The organism is Streptomyces sp. NPDC050535 (genome assembly GCF_044457665.1).
Lineage (GTDB): Bacteria > Actinomycetota > Actinomycetes > Streptomycetales > Streptomycetaceae > Streptomyces.
Genome location: NZ_JBITHE010000005.1, coordinates 395,769 through 414,161, shown reverse-complemented (window position 1 = coordinate 414,161; position 18,393 = coordinate 395,769). Strand labels below are relative to the sequence as shown.

Below are 18,393 nucleotides of genomic sequence, written 5' to 3'. Positions count from 1 at the left end.
AGAACGGGATGGGACTGACCGCAAGGATCCGGACACGGGACGGATGGGCCGTGTCGCACGCGGTCGTCACGGTGACCGACATGACCGGCGTCCAGGTGCTGCGTACCGAGGCGGACGCCGAAGGAGCCGTGCGCGACACGAACCCCCTCGCCCCCGGCGCGTACACCGTGATCGTCACGGCGGTGGGCTACGCGCCCGCGGCGTCCAGCGCCCTCGTCACGGCGAGCGGCCGGGCCGAGGTCGGCACGGTGACCCTCGCCCGCCAGGGCGGCACGGAACTGCCGCCTCCCGGCCCCTGGAGCGTCGACCCGGCCCACTCCTCCGTCGGCGCGGTGGCCCAGCACCTGGGCATCTCCAGCGTGCACGGCCGTTTCACCGACTTCGCGGCGCGGATCGAGATCGCCCCCGACGAGACGGCCAAGTCCCGCGTGGAGGCGGTGATCAACGCCTCCTCCATCGACACCGGCAACACGACACGCGACGAACACCTCAGGTCCCCCGACTTCCTGGACGTCACGGCGTACCCCGAGATCACCTACCACTCGACGGGCCTCACCCTCGCCGGCTCCGACCGCTGGACCGTCCACGGCGAGCTGACCATGCGCGGAGTCGTACGTCCCGTGGACCTGGACCTGGCCTACCTCGGCACCGGCGCCGACCCGTGGGGCGGCACCCGCGCCGCGTTCCGGGCGACCACGGAACTGCACCGCGAGGACTTCGCCATGAACTACAACCAGATCGTCCAGGCAGGCATCGCGGCCATCGGCACGACCCTGAAGGTCGAACTGGACATCCAGGCGGTGCAGGGCGGATCACTCCCGCAGGCGTAGACGCACCCGGGGGTTCTTCCGCGGTCATAGGAACGGCAGGGACAGCCACGACGAGAGCGCAGGCCCTAGGCTGCGAACCATGGCACCGAACACCGCGACGAACACCCCTGTATCCCGCGACGAACTGCTGGACTTCGTACGCCCCCGCCACCGCGCCATCCTGCTCACCCGCCGCGCCGACGGCGACCCGCAGGGCTCACCTCTGACCTGCGGCGTCGACGACTCCGGCCGCATCGTCGTCTCGACGTACCCCGAACGCGCCAAGACCCGCAACGCCAAGCGGGACGAGCGGGTCAGCCTGATCGTCCTGAGCGACGAGTGGAACGGCCCGTGGGTCCAGATCGACGGCACGGCCGAGGTCCTCGACTCGCCCGACTCGGTCGAGCCCCTGGTCGAGTACTACCGCAACATCGCGGGCGAGCACCCGAACTGGGACGAGTACCGCGAGGCGATGCTCAAGCAGGGCAAGTCGATCATCCGCGTCACCCCCGACCGCTGGAGCCCGGTGGCCACAGGCGGCTTCCCGGCAAGGCTGGCTCCGCAGGAGTAGCGAAGGCCGCGGTAGTCGACACCCGCAGCCGCCCACCGGCGGAAGGGGCCGTGTCGGTACATCAAATGCCCGCATCCGAACGGATCGATCCCCACGGCCACTGTTCACCCACAGTCGATCCGTTCGGATGCGGGCGGATGTACCGGCGCGGCCCCGACCCACCACACCCCGTGGGCGAACCACCCACCACCCGCGGGCGCGTGAGGCGAACCACCCACCACCCGCGGGCGCGAGGGGCGAACCACCCACCACTCGCGGGCGAACAGAAGCTCAGCCCCGCTCGACCATCGCCTCGATCCCCGCGATCAGCGTCTCCAGCGCGAACCTGAAGTCCCGCTCCCGCATCTCCTCCACGGTGTCCCCGCCCCGCGCCCCCAGGAGATCGGCGAAGCTCTCGAAGTGGGCGGCGAACTGCGGCTGTTCGCCGATCGCGCCCATGGCCTGGCGGTAGTACTCGTCCTGGCTCACCCCCGCCGAGGCGGACCGCTGCACGAAGTGCCCCTCGATCGTGCCGAAGCCGTAAACGAACTGGAAGACCGCCGAGACCGCGCCCGTCTGTCCGTGCGGAGGCAGCCCCGTCCCGCGGACCACCTTCTGCACGCGGAACGAGAAGGCCATGGAGTGCGGACCGATGTTCAGGAACGTGCCCATGAGCGGGGAAACCCAGGGGTGGCGCACCAACAGCGCCCGGTACCCGCCGGCGAGTGAACGCAACTGGTCACGCCAGTCCTCCCCCGACTCCGGCTCGGGCAGCTCCAGTTCGCCGTACACCGCGTCGAGGGCCAGCTCGAGCAGGTCGTCCTTGGTGTCGACGTACCAGTACACGGACATCGCGGTGACGTTCAGCTCGGCGGCCAGCCGGCGCATGGAGAACCTCGCCATCCCCTCCGCGTCGAGCAACCGCACCGTCACCTCGGTGATCCGCTCCCGGTCGAGCCCGGTCGGCTGACCACCGCCACGCGCCGCCGCCCCGCCCCGCGCGGCCTTGCCCTCCAGCCAGACACTGGTCCGCGCCGGACGCTCGGCCCGGTCGGCTGCCCTCACCATGGCGCACCTTCCTCGCAACTCGGACTACGCGGACGTACGTTCGGCGAGCGACCCGGAACCCCCCGGTCCGCTCTCCCCGATGCTAAGCGGGCACGCCAGACGGTGATCGCCACCGCGAGGCCGCATCCCCGGTACTCACTGTCTGGGTGGTACCCCCATCACCCGCCGCAGCAACGCCGCCGCCACCAGCCCTCCCCCCGCTCGTCCACCGCACAGAACAGGGTGTGGCCCGGAGCGAACGCTCCGGGCCACACCCTGTGCAGAGAACCGTCAGCTACCGCTCGCAGGCTGCGTCAGGTCGTAGAAGGTGGCCGAACCGACCGTCACCTTCGTGTAGTTGGCCTCGACCCAGGAGGTGATCTGGGAGGAGGTGCCGTCGCTGCTGCCGCCCATGCCGCCGCTCGTTCCACTGGAGATGAAGTAGTGGATCTTGCCGTCGGCCACGTACTGCTTGAACTGGGCCAGCGTGGGTGACGGGTCGGTGCCGTTGAAGCCGCCGATCGCCATCACCGGCGCACCGGTGGCGAGTTGGTAGCTGGCGGAGTTCTGGGCGCCGATGGCGGCTGCCGCCCAGGTGTAGTCGTCGGCGTTCTTCTTCAGGAGCGTCTTCGCCTCGTCGGTGACGGTCGCCCCGTTGAGTAGACCGGCCGCGCCGCCGCCACCGCCCATGCCGCCGCCTTCACCCATGCCGCCACCGGCCGTGCCACCCTGCTGGCCGTTCTGCGGGGCGGTGCCGTTCGTGCCGCCGCCGGGGAAGCCGCCGCCTGCGCCGCCCGTTCCGCCGGTCGGGGGCTGACCGGTGGTGCCGCCCTGCTGGTTCTGGCCCGGCATTCCACCGCCGCCGAAACCACCACGGCCACCGCCGCCGCCACCTCCACCGGGACCGCCCATCATGCTCGCGCCGGACGGACCGGCCGTCACGATGGAACCGGTGTGCCCGGTGTTCACCGTGCTGAGCGTGTAGGCCGTCGGGCCCGCGACCGCGGCCACGAAGCTCAGGGCGACGGTGGCGAGGGCCAGTTGGCGGCCCAGCCTGGTCACGAAGATCAGGCCGAGGGCGCCGGCCAGACCGCCGACGAGGACCAGCCACTTGAGCCAGGGCAGGTAGTCGGGGGTGCGGTTGAGGAGGACGTATCCCCAGGCCGCGGTCGCGGTGACCGAGGCGGCGAGGGTGAGCGAGGCCCAGATCTTCGAGCGTTCCTCCCACAGCAGCGTCGCGCCCATACCGACCACGGCGGCGATGTAGGGGGCCAGGGCGATCGTGTAGTACTGGTGGAAGATGCCGGCCATGTAGCTGAAGACGACCAGGGTCATCAGCAGCGCGCCGCCCCAGGCGAGGAACGAGGCCCGGGTCAGGTCGGTCCGCCTGGCCCCGCGCATGAGGACGAGGCCCGCGACGAAGAGGATGAGCGCGGCCGGCAGCAGCCACGAGATCTGGCTGCCGATCTCGGAGTTGAACATCCGGTCCCAGCCGGTCTCGCCCCACTGCCCGGTGCCGCCGGCACCGCCTCCGCCGCCGACACTGCCGGTCTCGTCGCCGCTGATCCGGCCAAGTCCGTTGTAACCAAAGGTCAGTTCAAGGAACGAGTTGTTCTGCGAGCCGCCGATGTAGGGGCGCGAGGAGGCCGGCCACAGCTCGACGATCGCGACCCACCAGCCGCCGGAGACGACCAGCGCGAGCGTCGACCAGCCCAGCTGCACGAACCGCTTCCGCAGCCCGACCGGCGCGCAGACCGCGTACAGAACGGCGAGCGGCGGCAGGATCAGGAATGCCTGCAGGGTCTTCGACAGGAAGGCGAAGCCGACCGCGACACCCGCCCAGACCAGCCACTTCGTACGGCCGTCCTCCAGGGCGCGGATCACGCAGTAGACCGTGACGGTCATGAGCAGCGCGAGGATCGCGTCCGGGTTGTTGAACCGGAACATGAGCGCGGCCACGGGGGTGAGCGCGAGCACCGCGCCCGCGATCAGGCCCGCCGCCGGGCTGAAGCGGCGGCGCAGGGCCGCGTACAGGACCCCGACCGTGCCGACGCCCATGAGCACCTCGGGGACGAGGATCGCCCACGAGTTGAGCCCGAAGATCCGTACCGACAGCTCCATCGGCCACAGCGAGGCCGGGGGCTTGTCGACGGTGATGGCGTTGGAGGCGTCCAGCGAGCCGAAGAAGAAGGCCTTCCAGCTCTGGCTGCCGGCCTGGACGGCCGCGGAGTAGAAGGAGTTGGCGTAGCCGGAGGCGCTCAGGTTGTACAGGTACAGCACCGCGGTGACGACCAGCAGACCGAGGAACGCGGGGCGCACCCAGCGCGGGTCCTCGGGCCGGCCTCGCCAGACCCGGCGCGCGAAGGGCTGCTTGGGCTCACCGGACCGGGGCGCGACCTCGGGCCCGGTGGAAACGGTGGGCTCGGTGGAGACGGTGGATACGACCGGCTCGTGTACGGCCGTCGAGGTGTCGCCCGGGGGATTCGCTCCCCCCTGATAGCTCGTATCGGGCTGAGTGGTCATCGCGCGTCCCTCGGATTCGGTTCGTCGTCGTACGGGCGCACCGCTTGCAGCTGCATGGTCGCGTCCCCCCGGGTGAGGTCCGCGGCTTCACCGGCGCGGAACTGGTCTGTACGGAACTGGTCCGAGCCGAACTGGCCCGTGCCGAACCGGCCGGTGCGGAACCGGTCCGCGTCGTACGGGGAGCGGGCCGCCGTCGAGTAGGTGGGCGAGGCCGGGTTGTGGCCCGCCGCGACCGGGGACGGTGTGTCGTCGCGCCGGTCGGGGAAGACCCAGGCCCGGAAGAGCAGGAACCGCAGCACCGTCGCCGCGAGGTTGGCGGCGATGAGCACCGCCAGTTCCGTGGAGTGCCCCGGGTCGGTCGTCGCCGCGTTCAGGGCGGCGAGCGACCCGCTGGTGAGGATGAGTCCGATACCGAACACGACCAGGCCCTGCGCCTGGTGGCGGACGGCGCCGCCCCGGCCGCGTACGCCGAAGGTCAGCCGCCTGTTGGCGGCGGTGTTGGCGACGGCCGACACCAGCAGGGCGAGCGCGTTGGCGACCTGCGAGCCCGAGAACGTACGGAAGCCGGTGTAGAGCAGCAGGTAGAAGAGCGTGGAGAGGGCGCCGACCACGCAGAAGCCGACGAGCTGGCGGGCGAGGCCCTTGGGGACGTCGGTCAGCTCGCGGTCGCGCGGGTCGTCCCCGAAGGGCCTGGCGAGCCGGTCCAGCGGCAGCGAACCGGTGGCGAGGGCGCGGCCGACGCGCCAGACGCCCTTCAGGTCGTCCGTCGCGGTCTTGACGATGTGCACGGTCGAGTCCGGGTCGTCGACCCAGTCGACGGGGACCTCGTGTATACGAAGCCCCGCGCGCTCGGCGAGCACCAGCATCTCGGTGTCGAAGAACCAGCCGGTGTCCTCGACGAGCGGCAGCAGCACCTGGGCGACATCACGCCGGATCGCCTTGAAGCCGCACTGGGCGTCGGAGAACCGCGCCTGGAGCGAACCGCGCAGGATCAGGTTGTACGAACGGCTGATGAACTCCCGCTTGGCGCCGCGCACCACGCGCGAACTCCGGGCGAGCCGCGAGCCGATCGCGAGGTCCGAGTGGCCCGATATCAGCGGGGCCACCAGCGGCAGCAGGGCGTTGAGGTCGGTGGAGAGGTCCACGTCCATGTACGCGAGGATCGGGGCGTCCGAGGCGGACCACACCGTGCGCAGCGCCCGGCCCCGGCCCTTCTGCTCCAGCCGGAAGGACCTGACCTCCGGGATCTCGCTGTCCAGCCGTGCCGCGACCCGCGGAGTCGTGTCGGTCGACGCGTTGTCCGCGATGGTGATGCGGAACTCGTACGGGAAGGTGCGCCTGAGGTGCTCGTGCAGTCTCATCACACACGGCTGGAGGTCCTTCTCCTCGTTGTAGACGGGGATCACAACATCCAGGACAGGCGTACCGGCGGACCCGGCCGGGAGGTGCTCCCGCGCCGGCAGGTTGCCGGGAGAAGAGTCGGTTCGCATGTCAACGACTCTCCTCATACGCCCTGTTGCACCCATGTGGTGGCACTGTGCTCCGACTGTGAGTACGTTTGCGAATTTGTTTCGACGGGCAGCGCGGGCAGATGCAGGGTGAACACGGTGCGTCCGGGCACGCTGTCGACGGTCACCGCACCCCCGTGCGCGGAGGCGACGGCCTGCACGATGGCGAGTCCCAGACCGGTTGAGCCGGAGGAGCGTGAGCGTGAGGTGTCACCGCGCGCGAAGCGTTCGAAGACGCGCGGGAGCAGGTCGGCCGGAATGCCCTGGCCGTCGTCCTGGACGTCCACGCAGAGCCACGGCCCCTGCTGGTGGACGCGCGCGGTCACGGTCGTACCGGGCGGTGTGTGCGTGCGTGCGTTCGCGAACAGGTTGACCATCACCTGTTGCAGGCGGGCCGCGTCGGCGAGGACGAGCGCGGGCTCGTCGGGCAGCTCCAGGCGCCAGTTGTGGTCACGTCCGGCGGCCCGCGCGTCGCTGACCGCGTCGATGACGAGCGGTACGAGGTCGGTGTTCTCGTACTGGAGCGGGCGTCCGGCGTCCAGCCGGGCGAGCAGCAGCAGGTCCTCGACGAGCAGCGTCATGCGCCCGGCCTCGGACTCGATCCGGCCGAGCGCGTGCCGGGTGTCGGGCCCGGTCTCCTCCCTGCCGCGTCTGGTCAGCTCGGCGTAACCGCGGATGGACGCCAGTGGCGTACGCAGCTCATGGCTCGCGTCGGCGACGAACTGCCGTACCCGCGTCTCGCTCTGCTGTCTCGCGTGCAGGGCGCCGTGGATGTGGTCGAGCATCCGGTTGAGGGCCGCGCCGACCTGGCCGACCTCGGTGTGCGGATCGGCCTCGGACTCGTGGACCCGCTCGTACAGGGTGACTTCGCCGCTGTGCAGGGGGAGTTCGGAGACGCGGGTGGCGGTGGCGGCGACCTTGCGCAGCGGGCGCAGGGCCAGGCCGACGAGCACGCTGCCCGCGATACCGGCGGCGATCAGACCGGCGCCGGTGACGCTCACCTCGACGAGGATGAGGGTGTTGATGGTGTTGGTGACGGACTTGGTGGGGATGGCAACGTAGAACGCGCCCTTGGTGCCGTCCTTGTACATGACCCGGTACTCACCGAGGCCGGGAAGCTCCACGCTGTGCACGCCGGTCTTGGACACCGAGCCGAGCGCGGCCTGTTGTGCCTCGGTGAGTGTCTGGGTGCCCATCTGGAAGCTGCCGTTGGTGTCGGTCTGTTCCTTGGAGACGACGGCGTCGGTGATCCCGCCGTTCTCCACGACGGCCGCGATGGTGTTCTCCTGGCTCGGCCCCCGGGTGAGGAAGTCGAAGGTGTCGTCCTGCGAGTTGGTGCCGGAGAGGGTCCCGGGTATCTGGCTGTCGGCGTCCGGGTTCCCGCCGCCCGGCTTCAGAGGACCTCCGGTCGCTCGCATCGCGGCCTCGCCGAGCTGGCCGTCGAGTTGCTCGTACAGGTGCTTCTGGAGCGCGATGGTGGTCACCGTACCGATGACAGCACAGACCACGGCGATGAGGGCCACCGCCGAGACGACGAGCCGCGTCCGCAGGGTGCGCGGCTGTCGTCCTCGCCTCTTCTGCGCTCGCGGCCGTCGTCGTCCGCTCATGACGCGGCGGGCTTGATCAGGTAACCGGCACCGCGCCGCGTGTGGATCATCGGCTCGCGACCGGCGTCGATCTTGCGGCGCAGGTAGGAGATGTACAGCTCGACGACGTTGGCCTGGCCGCCGAAGTCGTACGACCACACGCGGTCGAGGATCTGCGCCTTGCTGAGCACCCGGCGCGGGTTGCGCATCAGGAAGCGCAGCAGCTCGAACTCGGTCGCGGTGAGGTGGATACCTTCGCCGCTCCGCGAGACCTCATGGCTGTCCTCGTCGAGGGTGAGGTCCCCGACGACGAGCGTGGAGTCGCTGCGGCGGTCGGCGGCGCCGGACCTGCGGATGAGGCCGCGCAGCCGGGCGACCACCTCTTCGAGGCTGAAGGGTTTGGTGACGTAGTCGTCGCCGCCGGCGGTGAGCCCGGCTATGCGGTCCTCGACGGCGTCCTTCGCGGTGAGGAAGAGGACGGGCACGTCGGGCAGTTCGCGGCGCAGCCGGCCCAGGACGGTCAGCCCGTCCATGTCCGGCAGCATCATGTCGAGGACGACGGCGTCGGGCCGGAAGTCGCGAGCGGTCTGAATCGCTCCCGTCCCGTCACCCGCGCTGCGGATCTGCCAGCCTTCGTATCGAAGGGCCATGGACAGCAGCTCGGTGATCGACAGCTCGTCGTCCACCACCAGCACTCGGACGGGGCTCCCGTCCGGCCTCAGCAGTTCGGTGCGCCCCTGGGGCGAGGTCGTGGTCATAGCGGACACATTGCTAGGCGCCGCTGAGAACATCCTTTCCGGAACCTGTGATTTTCCTGAGAAACGCACAGGCGCCTCTCAGGGAATTGCTGGGGAGGGCTCAGCACGTGCTGTGACGGGATGGTCGCGGGTGGCACCGGGGTCGCGGGGGCTCGCTGGGGCGGGGTGATCGTGAGGGTGCCGGGCTCACTGGGGCGGAGTGGTTACGGAGGTGCCGGGCTCACGGTGGAGGGGGAGGGGAGGGGGATCGCGGGGCGCTGGATTCACTGTGGAGGGGAGGGGGATCGCGGGTGCCGGGCTCACGGTTGAGGGGAGGGGGATCGCGGGTGCCGGGCTCACTGTGGAGGGGAGGGGGATCGCGGGTGCCGGGCTCACGGTTGAGGGGTGAGCCCGAACAGCCGGGCCCCGTTGTCGTGGCAGACAGCCCGCAGCCAGTCGTCGCCCAGGCCGAGCCGCTCCAGGGCGTGCAGCTGATGGACGTACGGATACGGGATGTTGGGGAAGTCGGTGCCGAGCAGCACCCGGTCCCCGAGGTCGGCGAGCCGGGGCAGCGCCTCGCGCGGAAACGGCGAGAGCCGCTCGCTGAAGTCCGTGAACGCCATGGTCGTGTCCAGCCGCACCTCCCCGTACCGCTCCGCGAGCCCGAGGAAGTCCTCGTACTCGGGCATCCCGAGGTGCGCGACGACCAGCCGCAGCCGGGGGTGCCTGGCCAGCACCCCGGCCACCGGACCGGGCCCGGTGTGCTTGCCGGGCGCGGGCCCGGACCCGCAGTGCGTCACGACCGGGATGCCGGCCTCGGCGAGCAGTCCCCACACGGGATCGAGGAACGGGTCACCAGGGTCGTACGCCCCCACCTGCACGTGCGCCTTGAACACCCGCGCCCCCGCCTCGACGGCCTCGCGCACATACGTCTCGACGCCCGGCTCGGGAAACAGGGTCGCGGTGTGCAGACAGTCCGGGGTCCGCCGGGCGAAGTCGGCGGCCCAGCCGTTGAGCCACCGCGCCATGCCCGCCCGGTGCGGATACAGCATGGACGTGAAGGCCCTCGCGCCGAACTCCCTTATCACCGCGAGCCGTTCGTCCTCGTCGCCGCGGTAGGTGATCGGCCATTCGACCCCGCCCGTCAGCGGGCCGAGTGTGTCGAAGTAGGCCCACACCTTGCGCAGCACGCGCTCGGGCATGAAGTGGGTGTGGACGTCGACGAGCCCGGGAAGCCCGAGCCGCGTCCAGAACTCCCGTACCTCGCCGGACTCATGCCGGCCGTCCGTCCCGTTCACATCCGCTCCCGTCCGAACGCGTGGCTGTGCTCGACCTTGGCGATGTGGATGCTGTAGCGCTCGTACCAGTGCTCGCGTCCGTGCTTCTTCGCCGCCCGGTGCTCCGCATGGTTCCGCCACTCCTCGATCGCGGCCTCGTCCCGGAAGTAGGCGACGGTGATCGCGAGCCCGCCCGGGGTCCGCGCGGAGTCCTCCCCGAGGAACCCGGGGATCTCCTTCACCAGCTCTCCCATGCGCTCGGCGGTCTCGCCGTACCCGTTGTCGCCTTCCGTCCGCAGGGACGTGAACACGACGGCGTAGTACGGGGGTTCATGGGCGGCGACAGGTGCCACGGGGCGATCACTCATGTCCGCCACTCTCGGACGACGCGTCCCCCGGCGTCCAGCACCTTGCCGAACGGGATCCGAAAGGGATCGAAGTCTTGACCATTGCGGGCGGGGCGGTTCCCGGCGGGGAGGCTACGGCCGGACTCGGGGCCGGCTTCAGGTGGCTTCAGGTGATTCAAGTCGTTTCAGAAGAGGCCGTCCTGTACGGCGGGGTCCTTCAACTCCCGTACGGGCACGGTCAGGTCGGCATCGAGCCTGGCGCCGGCGTCCACCGCGGCTGTGGCGGCGGACGCTGCTGCTGTGGCGGCGGCTGTGGTCAGCTCCCACCCGGCCATCAGCCGCGTGTCGAGGACGACGATTCCGCGGTCGGTGGCCAGATGGAGATCGGGCCCGGCGGCGGCGACCAGCGCCCCCCTCACCACGCCCCCCGCGACGAGCTCGCCGACGACGCCCCGGGCCGGCGGCAACCCGTCGAGCCCGAAGGCACCGGCGTGATCGACCGGCTCGAACGGCATCCGCTCCAGGGACTCCGGCCACCCGCCGAGCCTCACCGCCCGCGCGTGCAGCTCACGAACCTCCGCGGCCCGGACCGCCGCGTCCGGCAGGGCACTCCGGACGGCCCGCTTGGCGTCGTAGGGGATCCGGTCCGGCACGCCGAGGACCGTACGCAGCAACTCCTCACTCCGCCGGGCGGCCATCAGCGGCCCCCGCCCGAGCCAGCTGAAGACGACGGCTCCTTGCTCCAGGAGCCGGGTCGGGCCGCGCTCGACGGCGGTGATCCCGACTTTCACCATCCCGGGCCCGAACCAGGCCAGATAGACGGAGTAGGGCCGGAGATCATCGGCGATGGTGTCCGCCGCGACGGAGTGCGCCCGCTCGAGCCGCCCGCACTCCTCGCACCGGGCACCGACGCTCCGCCCGGCCACCCTGGCCCGCACCGGACACGCGTTCCCCCGCGCTCCGACGCACCTGCGCCCGCCCCCGTCCACCACACCGAACGCGACCTGCTTCCCCCAGGTCAACGCACTGTTCCGCCCCCCGTCCCACACCAGCACGGGGCTGCCCCCGGCCCACCGCAGCCCCGTACATCTCCACACATGTGCCATCACCGCAAGCGTAGAGGCCACCACTGACAGCCGGTCCGGGTGCGCGACGACGAGGACGGCGGCGTCAGATCACCCAGAGCAGGCCGTTGCCGCCCAGGAGGGTGGCCTCGGAGCCGCTGGGAACATCTGCCGTCTCCTGGCTGAAGGAGTACGCCCCGGTGCCGAGAGCTCCGGTACGCCGACCGGGGACGACGGTCACCTGCCCGGCGTGGGCGGTTTCGCCGAGGTCCTCGTACGGTGCTCCGACCACGATGTCGGCGAGCCCGTCCCGGTTCACGAAATCGGCGCTGAGGCTTGCGGATTCGCCGAGGACGCGCTGGTTCTGGTGGTGACCGAAGTGGATGGTACGGAACCGTCACCCCGTACAGGTGAGCTATCTGTCCTATCGGACAGGACGTACGGCCGTGACCGGAAACGATCAGCGCGTTGGCTCGACCGGGCCGGTCAAACTTCGCCCGCCTGCGGCTCCTTCGCCAGGTCCCGTACCACCCGCTCCAGCCGTGTCTGCCGAGTCTCCGGTGTCGCGGCCTGGAGCAGCGGGAGCATCACGAGGTAGCGGGCGGTCCGGTCGAGCGCGTCGAACGCCGCACGCGCCGCCGGGTCCGCGGCAAGCGCCGCCGCAAGGTCGTCCGGGACAACAGCGGTCGCCTGCGACGCGTACGCGCGGTCCCAGCGGCCGTCCTCCTGGGCCCGTTGGACCTCGGCGAGGCCGGGCTCCCGCATCCGGCCCGCCGCTGCCAGCGCCGCGACCTTCTCGACATTCACCCGCGACCACAGGCTCCTCGGTCGCCGTGGCCCATACTTCTGCAGGTAATACAGGTCGTCCAAGCCCCGACGCTGTCCGGAGATCCAGCCCCAGCACAGCCCCACGTCGACGAGTTCGCCGTCCGTGACGGACGCGATCCCCGACGCCTTCTTCGCAACCCTGACCCACACGCCCTCGCGACGGGTGTGGTGCGCGGCCAGCCACTCCTCAAAGGCCGCCGCATCCGGGAACGCGACGACTTCCACCCCGTTGAACTCCTCCATGCGGGCCAGGCTAGCCCGGCCGAGCCCGGTGAACCTTCCCGGTCACAGCGCTAGAGCCGCGTGAGATTCCGGTCCAGGATCGCCCGGAGCCGATCCACGAAAACTCAAGAGGCCCCGGATCTCTCCGGGGCCTCTCACCTGTGTGCACTCGGCAGGATTCGAACCTGCAACCTTCTGATCCGTAGTCAGATGCTCTATCCGTTAAGCTACGAGTGCTTGTTTTGTTTTTGTGCCGTTTGCTGGGCTTTCGGGCCCGCTCGCGGCGACAGGAAGAACATTACATGACTGCCGCCGCCATGTGAAATCCGTTTGCCGCACCCCTTGTGAGCTGCGTATACGGGCTCTGGCCTGGGGTAACGCCGAAGCCCCGGACCAGGTGGTCCGGGGCTTCGGATCTTGCTGCGGAGGCGGAGGGATTTGAACCCTCGATGGGCTTTGAGGCCCAAACCGCATTAGCAGTGCGGCGCCATAGACCGGACTAGGCGACGCCTCCCGCACAACCGCTCGCGTGAGCGCGAGTGGTGCGTGCAGATGATGACACAGCCGAGCGGGCTGTCACCAATCGGCTCCTACGGTACTAGGCAGGCAGGCCGCGGAGCAAAGTCAAATGCGGCTGGAGCGGGCGGAGCAACGGGGGTCTCAGAGAGGAACGACAGAGGCGAACGACAGAGAGGGGCGGCAGGTGGGGGCGGCAAAGGTGAGGGAGAGCGAGCCTGCTTGTCGGAGTGACCGGAACTCCGCGCAACCGTGTGGGGCGCGTGGCGTTAGTCAGGTCATGTTGCGTCGTCTCGTTCTCACCGTCGCCGCGTCCGCCGCCGCGCTCTCCGCCGTATCCGCCGGGCCGGCCACCGCGCTGCCTGCCGGGCCTGTCGCCCCCGCCGGATCCTTCGGGTCCCTCGAATCCATCCGGTCCTTCGAATCCATCCGGACCCCCGTCCGGTCCCTCGGCTTCTTCGAGCCGGTCATCTCGTACGCCGAACCGGCTGTCCTCGGCCCGGCCCAGCGCCCGGGCCTGTCCACATCCCCGCCCCCGGCTCTGCTGCCCCCGCCCGCCCGCGACGAGGACTCCCGGGACCGGCTGACCGTGACCGTCCTCGGCACGGGGAACGGTAAGGACGGGACGTACGAGCTGCGGTGTCATCCCGGCGGTGGCACTCACCCCGATGTGAGCGGAGCGTGCGGTGCGCTCGACCGGGGAGCCCAATGGGGGAAGGATCCGTTCGCACCGGTGCCGCAGGACGCGATGTGCACGATGCAGTACGGCGGTCCGGCCACCGCGCATGTCACCGGCACTTGGGCGGGGCGGCCCGTCGACGCCAGGTTCGACCGCGGGGACGGGTGCCGGATCGCGCGGTGGAACGCACTCGCGCCGCTCCTTCCCGACCTCCGGTCATAGCCGGGATGGAACGGGGTAGCACCGGGGCAGAGCCCGAGGCGGAGTCGGGGCGGGGTCGAGACAGGCCGGATCCACGGTGGTGTCCTGGTTCCGCGGGGAGGGCGAAGGGGGATGAAATGCGTGGTCACGGCTTCTGCGTCGCTTCCGCGTGGTTTCTCCGCCGGTTCTGCGTGCGACCTCCCTCTCATCCGGGGCCGCGAGCGCAACCTCTGCCCGTAGACTCCCTCGCGTGACACGCCGCGGGACGGTTGGCAAGATGGCACTCGCGGTCGGCAAGGTGCGGTAACAGGGAGGAAGCGTCTCGTGAGCAGCAGGCCATCCCGAGGCGCTGCTCGCCTCGCAGCCATACTGGACGCGCTGCCCGATGCGTTGGTGCTGGTCAACGCCAATGGGACCGTCGTCAACGCGAACACCATCGCCCTGGAGGCCTTCGAGACCCCGGGCACCGCTCTGGTGGGTCGCGGACTGCTCGATCTGCTGCCCGCGTTCGACTCCCGGCTCATCCCCGGGAGCATGCGGCGGCCCGAGTCGGCCGATCCGAGCGGGCGGACCAAGCCGACCCGGATGATCGCGCGACGTACCGACGGCAGTGAGTTCCCTGTCGAGGTCACCAGTGCGAATCTCGAGGACGGCCAGCAGGCCTACGACAGCTACGGATACGCCAACGACGAGCTGCTCATGCTGGTCGTACGCGATCTGTCGGGTGCCGTCGACACCGAGGCCGAACTCGCGCGTTCACAACGGCAGACCGAGATGATCCTGCGGGCCGCGGCCGAGGGCGTCGTGGGGACGGACACGGACGGGCGGGTTGTCCTCGTCAATCCGGCGGCCGCTCAGATACTCGGATACCGGGCCAGCGATCTGGGCGGGCAGGAGCTGCACTCCCTCATCCTGCATTCGCGCGCCGACGGCGAGCCCTTCTCGTACGAGGAGTCGCCGCTCGCCGACACCCTGCGCTCCGGGCGGAAGCACCGGGTGCGCGGACAGGTGCTGTGGTCCAAGTCCGGGGACAAGGTGTCGGTCGACCTCACGACCGCGCCCGTGCGCGACGGGGACCAACTCGTCGGCGCCGTGATGACGTTCACCGACCGGCGGCCGTACGACACCCTCGCCGAGGAGAAGGACCAGGCCGAGGAGCGTCACGGGCAGGAGCTGGCGCGGCTCGCCGAGGAGCACGACAAGGCACTCGTCGAACTGCGCGAGCAGCAGGCCGCCGAGCTCGCCGAGCTGCGTGAGCAGCACGAGGAGGACCTCGCCGCGGGCGACGAGCGGTACGCGTCGCTCGGGGAGCGCGAGAAGGACCGCTACGAGGCGCTCGCCGCCCGGCACGAGCAACTGCTCGCCGTGCTCGGGCTGTCCCTGCGCGGGCCCCTCGACCAGCTCCGCGGCGAACTGTCGAAGCTCGCCGCGGACGACGCCGGGCAGCTGTGGCCCGAGGCCAACCAGGTCCTCCACCACCTCGCCGCCGGCTACTCGCGGATCACGACCCTGGTCGACAACGTGCTCGGCTACCAGCGGCTGGACTCCGGGGCCGAGCAGATCTCCCGTACGAACGTCATGCTCGACGCGGTCGTCGCGGCCGGTGTCGAAGGCGCCGTCGAGCTGATCGGGCCCGGCCGTGTGCAGTTCGCCGTGCACGCGCCGCCCATCGAGGCCGAGGTCGACCCGCAGCGGCTGGCGAACGCGCTCGCGCATCTCATCGCGGACGTCGCCGGCGTCGACGCCACCGGCAACGCGCCCATGTCCGTCGGCGGCTACATGGACAACACCGTCGTGGTGGCGGCGGCGCAGCGCGGTGAGGTCGTACGGATCGAGGTGCGCGGGCCGTACGCCGGGGGAGACCCGGTGCACGAGCCGATCGTGCGTGGGACGGTGCGCGCGCACGGCGGCGTGCTGCAGACGCACGAGGTGCCGGGGATGAGCGGCAGCGCGTTCGTGCTGGAGGTGCCGATCGGGGGCGGGGCCGGGGCGGTTCCGCCGAGCGTCGAGGCCGTGGCGTCCACGACCGGCGCCGAGGTCGCCCTTCCCGAGCAGGCCTCCCACCAGGGCGGCGGCAGGCGGCGGGCCCGGCGGTCCTCCGTGGACGCCTTCCTGGAGAGCGAGGTGGCGGGGGAGCCCGACACGGATTCCGGCACCGACCCTGCCACCGGCGAGGGCACGAACGCTCCCACCGGGCGTCGGCGTCGTCGTACGGCGGAGGAGCCGGCGGCGGGCGCGGTGCCGGTTCCCGCGCAGGGGACGGGAGTCGACGGCTCCAGCGACGGTGGGGCCTCCGGTGGCACCGGGCGACGGCGCGGGCGGCCGAGCCCGGTCGACAGTTCGGCAGGCGATGTCCCCGCGGGCACGGCCGGCGGTGCCTCCGAAGGCGCGGTCGTCATGGCGGGCGAGGCTGCGAGCGGGACCGCGGCGACGGGTACGGGGCTGGGCGGGACGGTGCCTCCGCAGGGGGTGCCCGTGCCCGCACAGGGCGTGCCGGTGCCTTCCGGACGGCGCGCACGACAGGGCGGCGAACAGCACGCGCTGCCGCCGGCCCTGCCCGCGGCTCCGAGTCCGGCCGGCACACAGGGTGTGGCCGGCGCACAGGGTGTGGCCGGCGCACAGAACGAGGCCGACGGCGGTGTCGCCTCGGAGGGGGCACCGGTGGCCGGGCGGCGTCGGCGTGCGCTGGCCGCTTCGGCCGAGCATGCCGCGCCGCAGGAGGCGGGCGCCCGCACGGTGTTCGCGTTGCCGCCCGCGGACGCGGACCGCTCCCCGGAGTACATCGAGGCCCAGCAGCAGGCCCAGCGGCAGCGCCTCCAGCAGGCCGACGCCACCGGCGCCCCGCAGGGCCGGCCCGGCGACGGCCGTCACGACGCGATGCTGCACGACCCGGCCGACGATCACACTCCGCCCCAGCCGCACCCCGTTTCCAGCCCTACGGGACGGCGTCGCGCGGCACGGACCCCGGCGCAGCAGGGCGTGACGGGGACGCCTGCGCAAGAGGTTCCGGCACAGGCAGCACAGGGGGTTCCGGCGCAAGGGGTTCCGGCGCAGGAAACTCCGGGTGCGGCCCCCGCTGGGCAGCCCGTACCCGCGCAGGCGGCCGCCCCGGCGCAAGCTTGGCCGAACGCGAACACCAGCGCCCACGACACTTCGGGCGCCGGCACCGCGGCACAGCCCGGAGCGGCACCGGCACCGGCACTGGCCGGAACACCGGCTCTGGCCGCGCCCACCACCTCCGCGCCGAACGCCCCCGGCCCGGCCCTGCCTCCCGAGCGCCCCGCCCAGCCGCGGGCCGCTCAGCCGTTGCCCGCCGAGGCCGCGGTCCCGGTCGACCCCAACTCGACGCAGGGTCGGGCGATCAGCGTCCGGACGCTGGGCCAGGGCGTGCCGTTCGCCCGCCAGCCCGCCCCGAACCAGCCGCAGGCCCCGCAGGCGCATGCACAGACACAGGCACAGCCGCAGTCCCCGACGCCTCCCCCGCACCAGACCAACGGCGGCCGTCGTCGCAAGCTCGGCACCCGCCCCGAGCCCGCCGCCGAGCGCCCGGAGACGGCAGCCCGTCCGCATCCGCAGGGCGGCGGACAGGCCCCCGGGTCACGGCTGGCGGGAGCCACTGAGGGCGCCGGACGCTCGTACGCCATAGGAGCCCCGGACGAGAACGCCGACGAGGGTCCCGAGCCGCTCGACGGTCCCGGCGGTGCCGTCGAGGTCGCCGACCAGCCACGTCCGCAGCGCGTGGACGACGAGTTGCCGCCGGAACCGCTGGACAACCCGCGGCGCCTGCTCGTGTGGCCCGCACCCGACGTGACGACCCAGCAGGCGCTGAGCGACCGCGGCTACCGGCCCGTGATCGTTCACTCGCGTGAGGAGGTCGACGCGCAGATCGCCGCCTTCCCGGCCGCGCTCTTCGTCGACCCGCTGACCGGGCCGATCACGCGCACGGCACTCCAGTCGCTGCGTCAGGCCGCTGTCGCCGCCGAGGTGCCCGTACTGGTGACGGCGGGACTCGGACAGGCGACGCGCGAGGCGGCGTACGGCGCCGATCCCGCCGTACTCCTCAAGGCCCTGGCGCCCCGGGACTCCGAGCAGCACCCGCCTCGGGTGTTGCTCATCGAGGAACACGCGGAGATCTCGCTGGCGTTGACGGCGACGCTGGAGCGGCGCGGGATGCAGGTCGCGCGGGCGTCGAGTGACGCGGACGCGGTGACGCTGGCCTCGCAGATGCGGCCCAACCTGGTGGTGATGGACCTGCTCCAGGTACGGCGGCGCCAAGCCGGAATCGTGGACTGGCTGCGTGCGAACGGGCAGTTGAACCGCACGCCGCTCGTCGTCTACACCGCCGCCGTCGACCAGGCCGAACTTCCGCGGCTGGCTTCGGGGGAGTCGGTTCTGTTCCTGGCGGAGCGCTCGACGAGCGCCGAGGTGCAAGAGCGGATCGTGGACCTGCTGGCGCGTATCGGCACGAACTGACCGACCGGCCGCACCGAGCAGTCATC

The 18,393-nt window shown here is 71.3% G+C and carries 14 protein-coding genes and 2 tRNA genes; 4 read left to right on the top strand and 12 right to left on the bottom strand.

Features of this window, described 5'->3' with window-relative positions; all coding sequences use genetic code 11:
• The first annotated feature begins 8 nt into the window (after positions 1 to 8).
• Complete coding sequence (locus tag ACIBLC_RS14995; RefSeq protein ID WP_399211334.1) at positions 9 to 830, top strand: YceI family protein; 822 nt, start codon at positions 9 to 11, stop codon at positions 828 to 830.
• 79 nt (positions 831 to 909) lie between these two features.
• The gene (locus tag ACIBLC_RS14990; protein ID WP_399211333.1) at positions 910 to 1,380 is read left to right on the top strand and encodes a PPOX class F420-dependent oxidoreductase; all 471 of its coding nucleotides are present in this window, start codon (positions 910 to 912) and stop codon (positions 1,378 to 1,380) included.
• 270 nt (positions 1,381 to 1,650) lie between these two features.
• Here the strand turns inward: ACIBLC_RS14990 and ACIBLC_RS14985 are convergent, their stop codons facing one another.
• From ACIBLC_RS14985 to ACIBLC_RS14930, 12 genes are all read right to left on the bottom strand, one after another.
• Positions 1,651 to 2,427, bottom strand: coding sequence for a TetR/AcrR family transcriptional regulator (locus tag ACIBLC_RS14985; RefSeq protein WP_399211332.1), 777 nt, complete (start codon positions 2,425 to 2,427; stop codon positions 1,651 to 1,653).
• Positions 2,428 to 2,697: 270 nt separating this feature from the next.
• A complete protein-coding gene (locus tag ACIBLC_RS14980) occupies positions 2,698 to 4,929 on the bottom strand; it encodes an ArnT family glycosyltransferase (protein ID WP_399211331.1) in 2,232 nt (743 codons plus the stop codon).
• Complete coding sequence (locus tag ACIBLC_RS14975; RefSeq protein WP_399211330.1) at positions 4,926 to 6,419, bottom strand: glycosyltransferase; 1,494 nt, start codon at positions 6,417 to 6,419, stop codon at positions 4,926 to 4,928. Before ACIBLC_RS14975 ends, ACIBLC_RS14980 begins: the two co-directional genes overlap by 4 nt.
• 14 nt (positions 6,420 to 6,433) lie before the next feature.
• The gene (locus tag ACIBLC_RS14970; RefSeq protein WP_399211329.1) at positions 6,434 to 8,044 is read right to left on the bottom strand and encodes a sensor histidine kinase; all 1,611 of its coding nucleotides are present in this window, start codon (positions 8,042 to 8,044) and stop codon (positions 6,434 to 6,436) included.
• Positions 8,041 to 8,781, bottom strand: a complete 741-nt coding sequence (locus tag ACIBLC_RS14965; protein ID WP_365440575.1) for a response regulator transcription factor — start codon at positions 8,779 to 8,781, stop codon at positions 8,041 to 8,043. The genes ACIBLC_RS14970 and ACIBLC_RS14965 overlap by 4 nt, the downstream gene beginning before the upstream one ends.
• 371 nt (positions 8,782 to 9,152) lie before the next feature.
• Complete coding sequence (locus tag ACIBLC_RS14960) at positions 9,153 to 10,058, bottom strand: amidohydrolase family protein (RefSeq protein ID WP_399211327.1); 906 nt, start codon at positions 10,056 to 10,058, stop codon at positions 9,153 to 9,155.
• Entirely contained in the window at positions 10,055 to 10,405 is a 351-nt protein-coding gene (locus ACIBLC_RS14955) for an antibiotic biosynthesis monooxygenase family protein (RefSeq protein ID WP_399211325.1), read from the bottom strand. Before ACIBLC_RS14955 ends, ACIBLC_RS14960 begins: the two co-directional genes overlap by 4 nt.
• 164 nt (positions 10,406 to 10,569) lie before the next feature.
• The gene (locus ACIBLC_RS14950; RefSeq protein WP_399211324.1) at positions 10,570 to 11,490 is read right to left on the bottom strand and encodes a DUF2797 domain-containing protein; all 921 of its coding nucleotides are present in this window, start codon (positions 11,488 to 11,490) and stop codon (positions 10,570 to 10,572) included.
• A gap of 64 nt (positions 11,491 to 11,554) precedes the next feature.
• Positions 11,555 to 11,767 carry an integrin alpha gene (locus ACIBLC_RS14945; protein WP_399211323.1) on the bottom strand — a complete coding sequence of 71 codons (213 nt, stop codon included), beginning with the start codon at positions 11,765 to 11,767 and terminating at the stop codon, positions 11,555 to 11,557.
• Positions 11,768 to 11,934: 167 nt separating this feature from the next.
• On the bottom strand, positions 11,935 to 12,519 hold the full coding sequence (locus tag ACIBLC_RS14940) for a YdeI family protein (protein ID WP_399211321.1): 585 nt from the start codon (positions 12,517 to 12,519) through the stop codon (positions 11,935 to 11,937).
• Positions 12,520 to 12,662: 143 nt separating this feature from the next.
• Positions 12,663 to 12,735: transfer RNA gene (locus tag ACIBLC_RS14935), tRNA-Arg, on the bottom strand.
• A gap of 186 nt (positions 12,736 to 12,921) precedes the next feature.
• Positions 12,922 to 13,012 (bottom strand) — tRNA-Ser (locus ACIBLC_RS14930).
• A gap of 282 nt (positions 13,013 to 13,294) precedes the next feature.
• Here ACIBLC_RS14930 and ACIBLC_RS14925 point away from each other — a divergent pair.
• Positions 13,295 to 13,915 (top strand): SSI family serine proteinase inhibitor, encoded by a 621-nt coding sequence (locus ACIBLC_RS14925; protein ID WP_399211320.1) that lies wholly within the window; start codon positions 13,295 to 13,297, stop codon positions 13,913 to 13,915.
• Between the two features lie 303 nt (positions 13,916 to 14,218).
• On the top strand, positions 14,219 to 18,367 hold the full coding sequence (locus ACIBLC_RS14920) for a PAS domain-containing protein (protein WP_399211319.1): 4,149 nt from the start codon (positions 14,219 to 14,221) through the stop codon (positions 18,365 to 18,367).
• Positions 18,368 to 18,393: the final 26 nt, after the last annotated feature.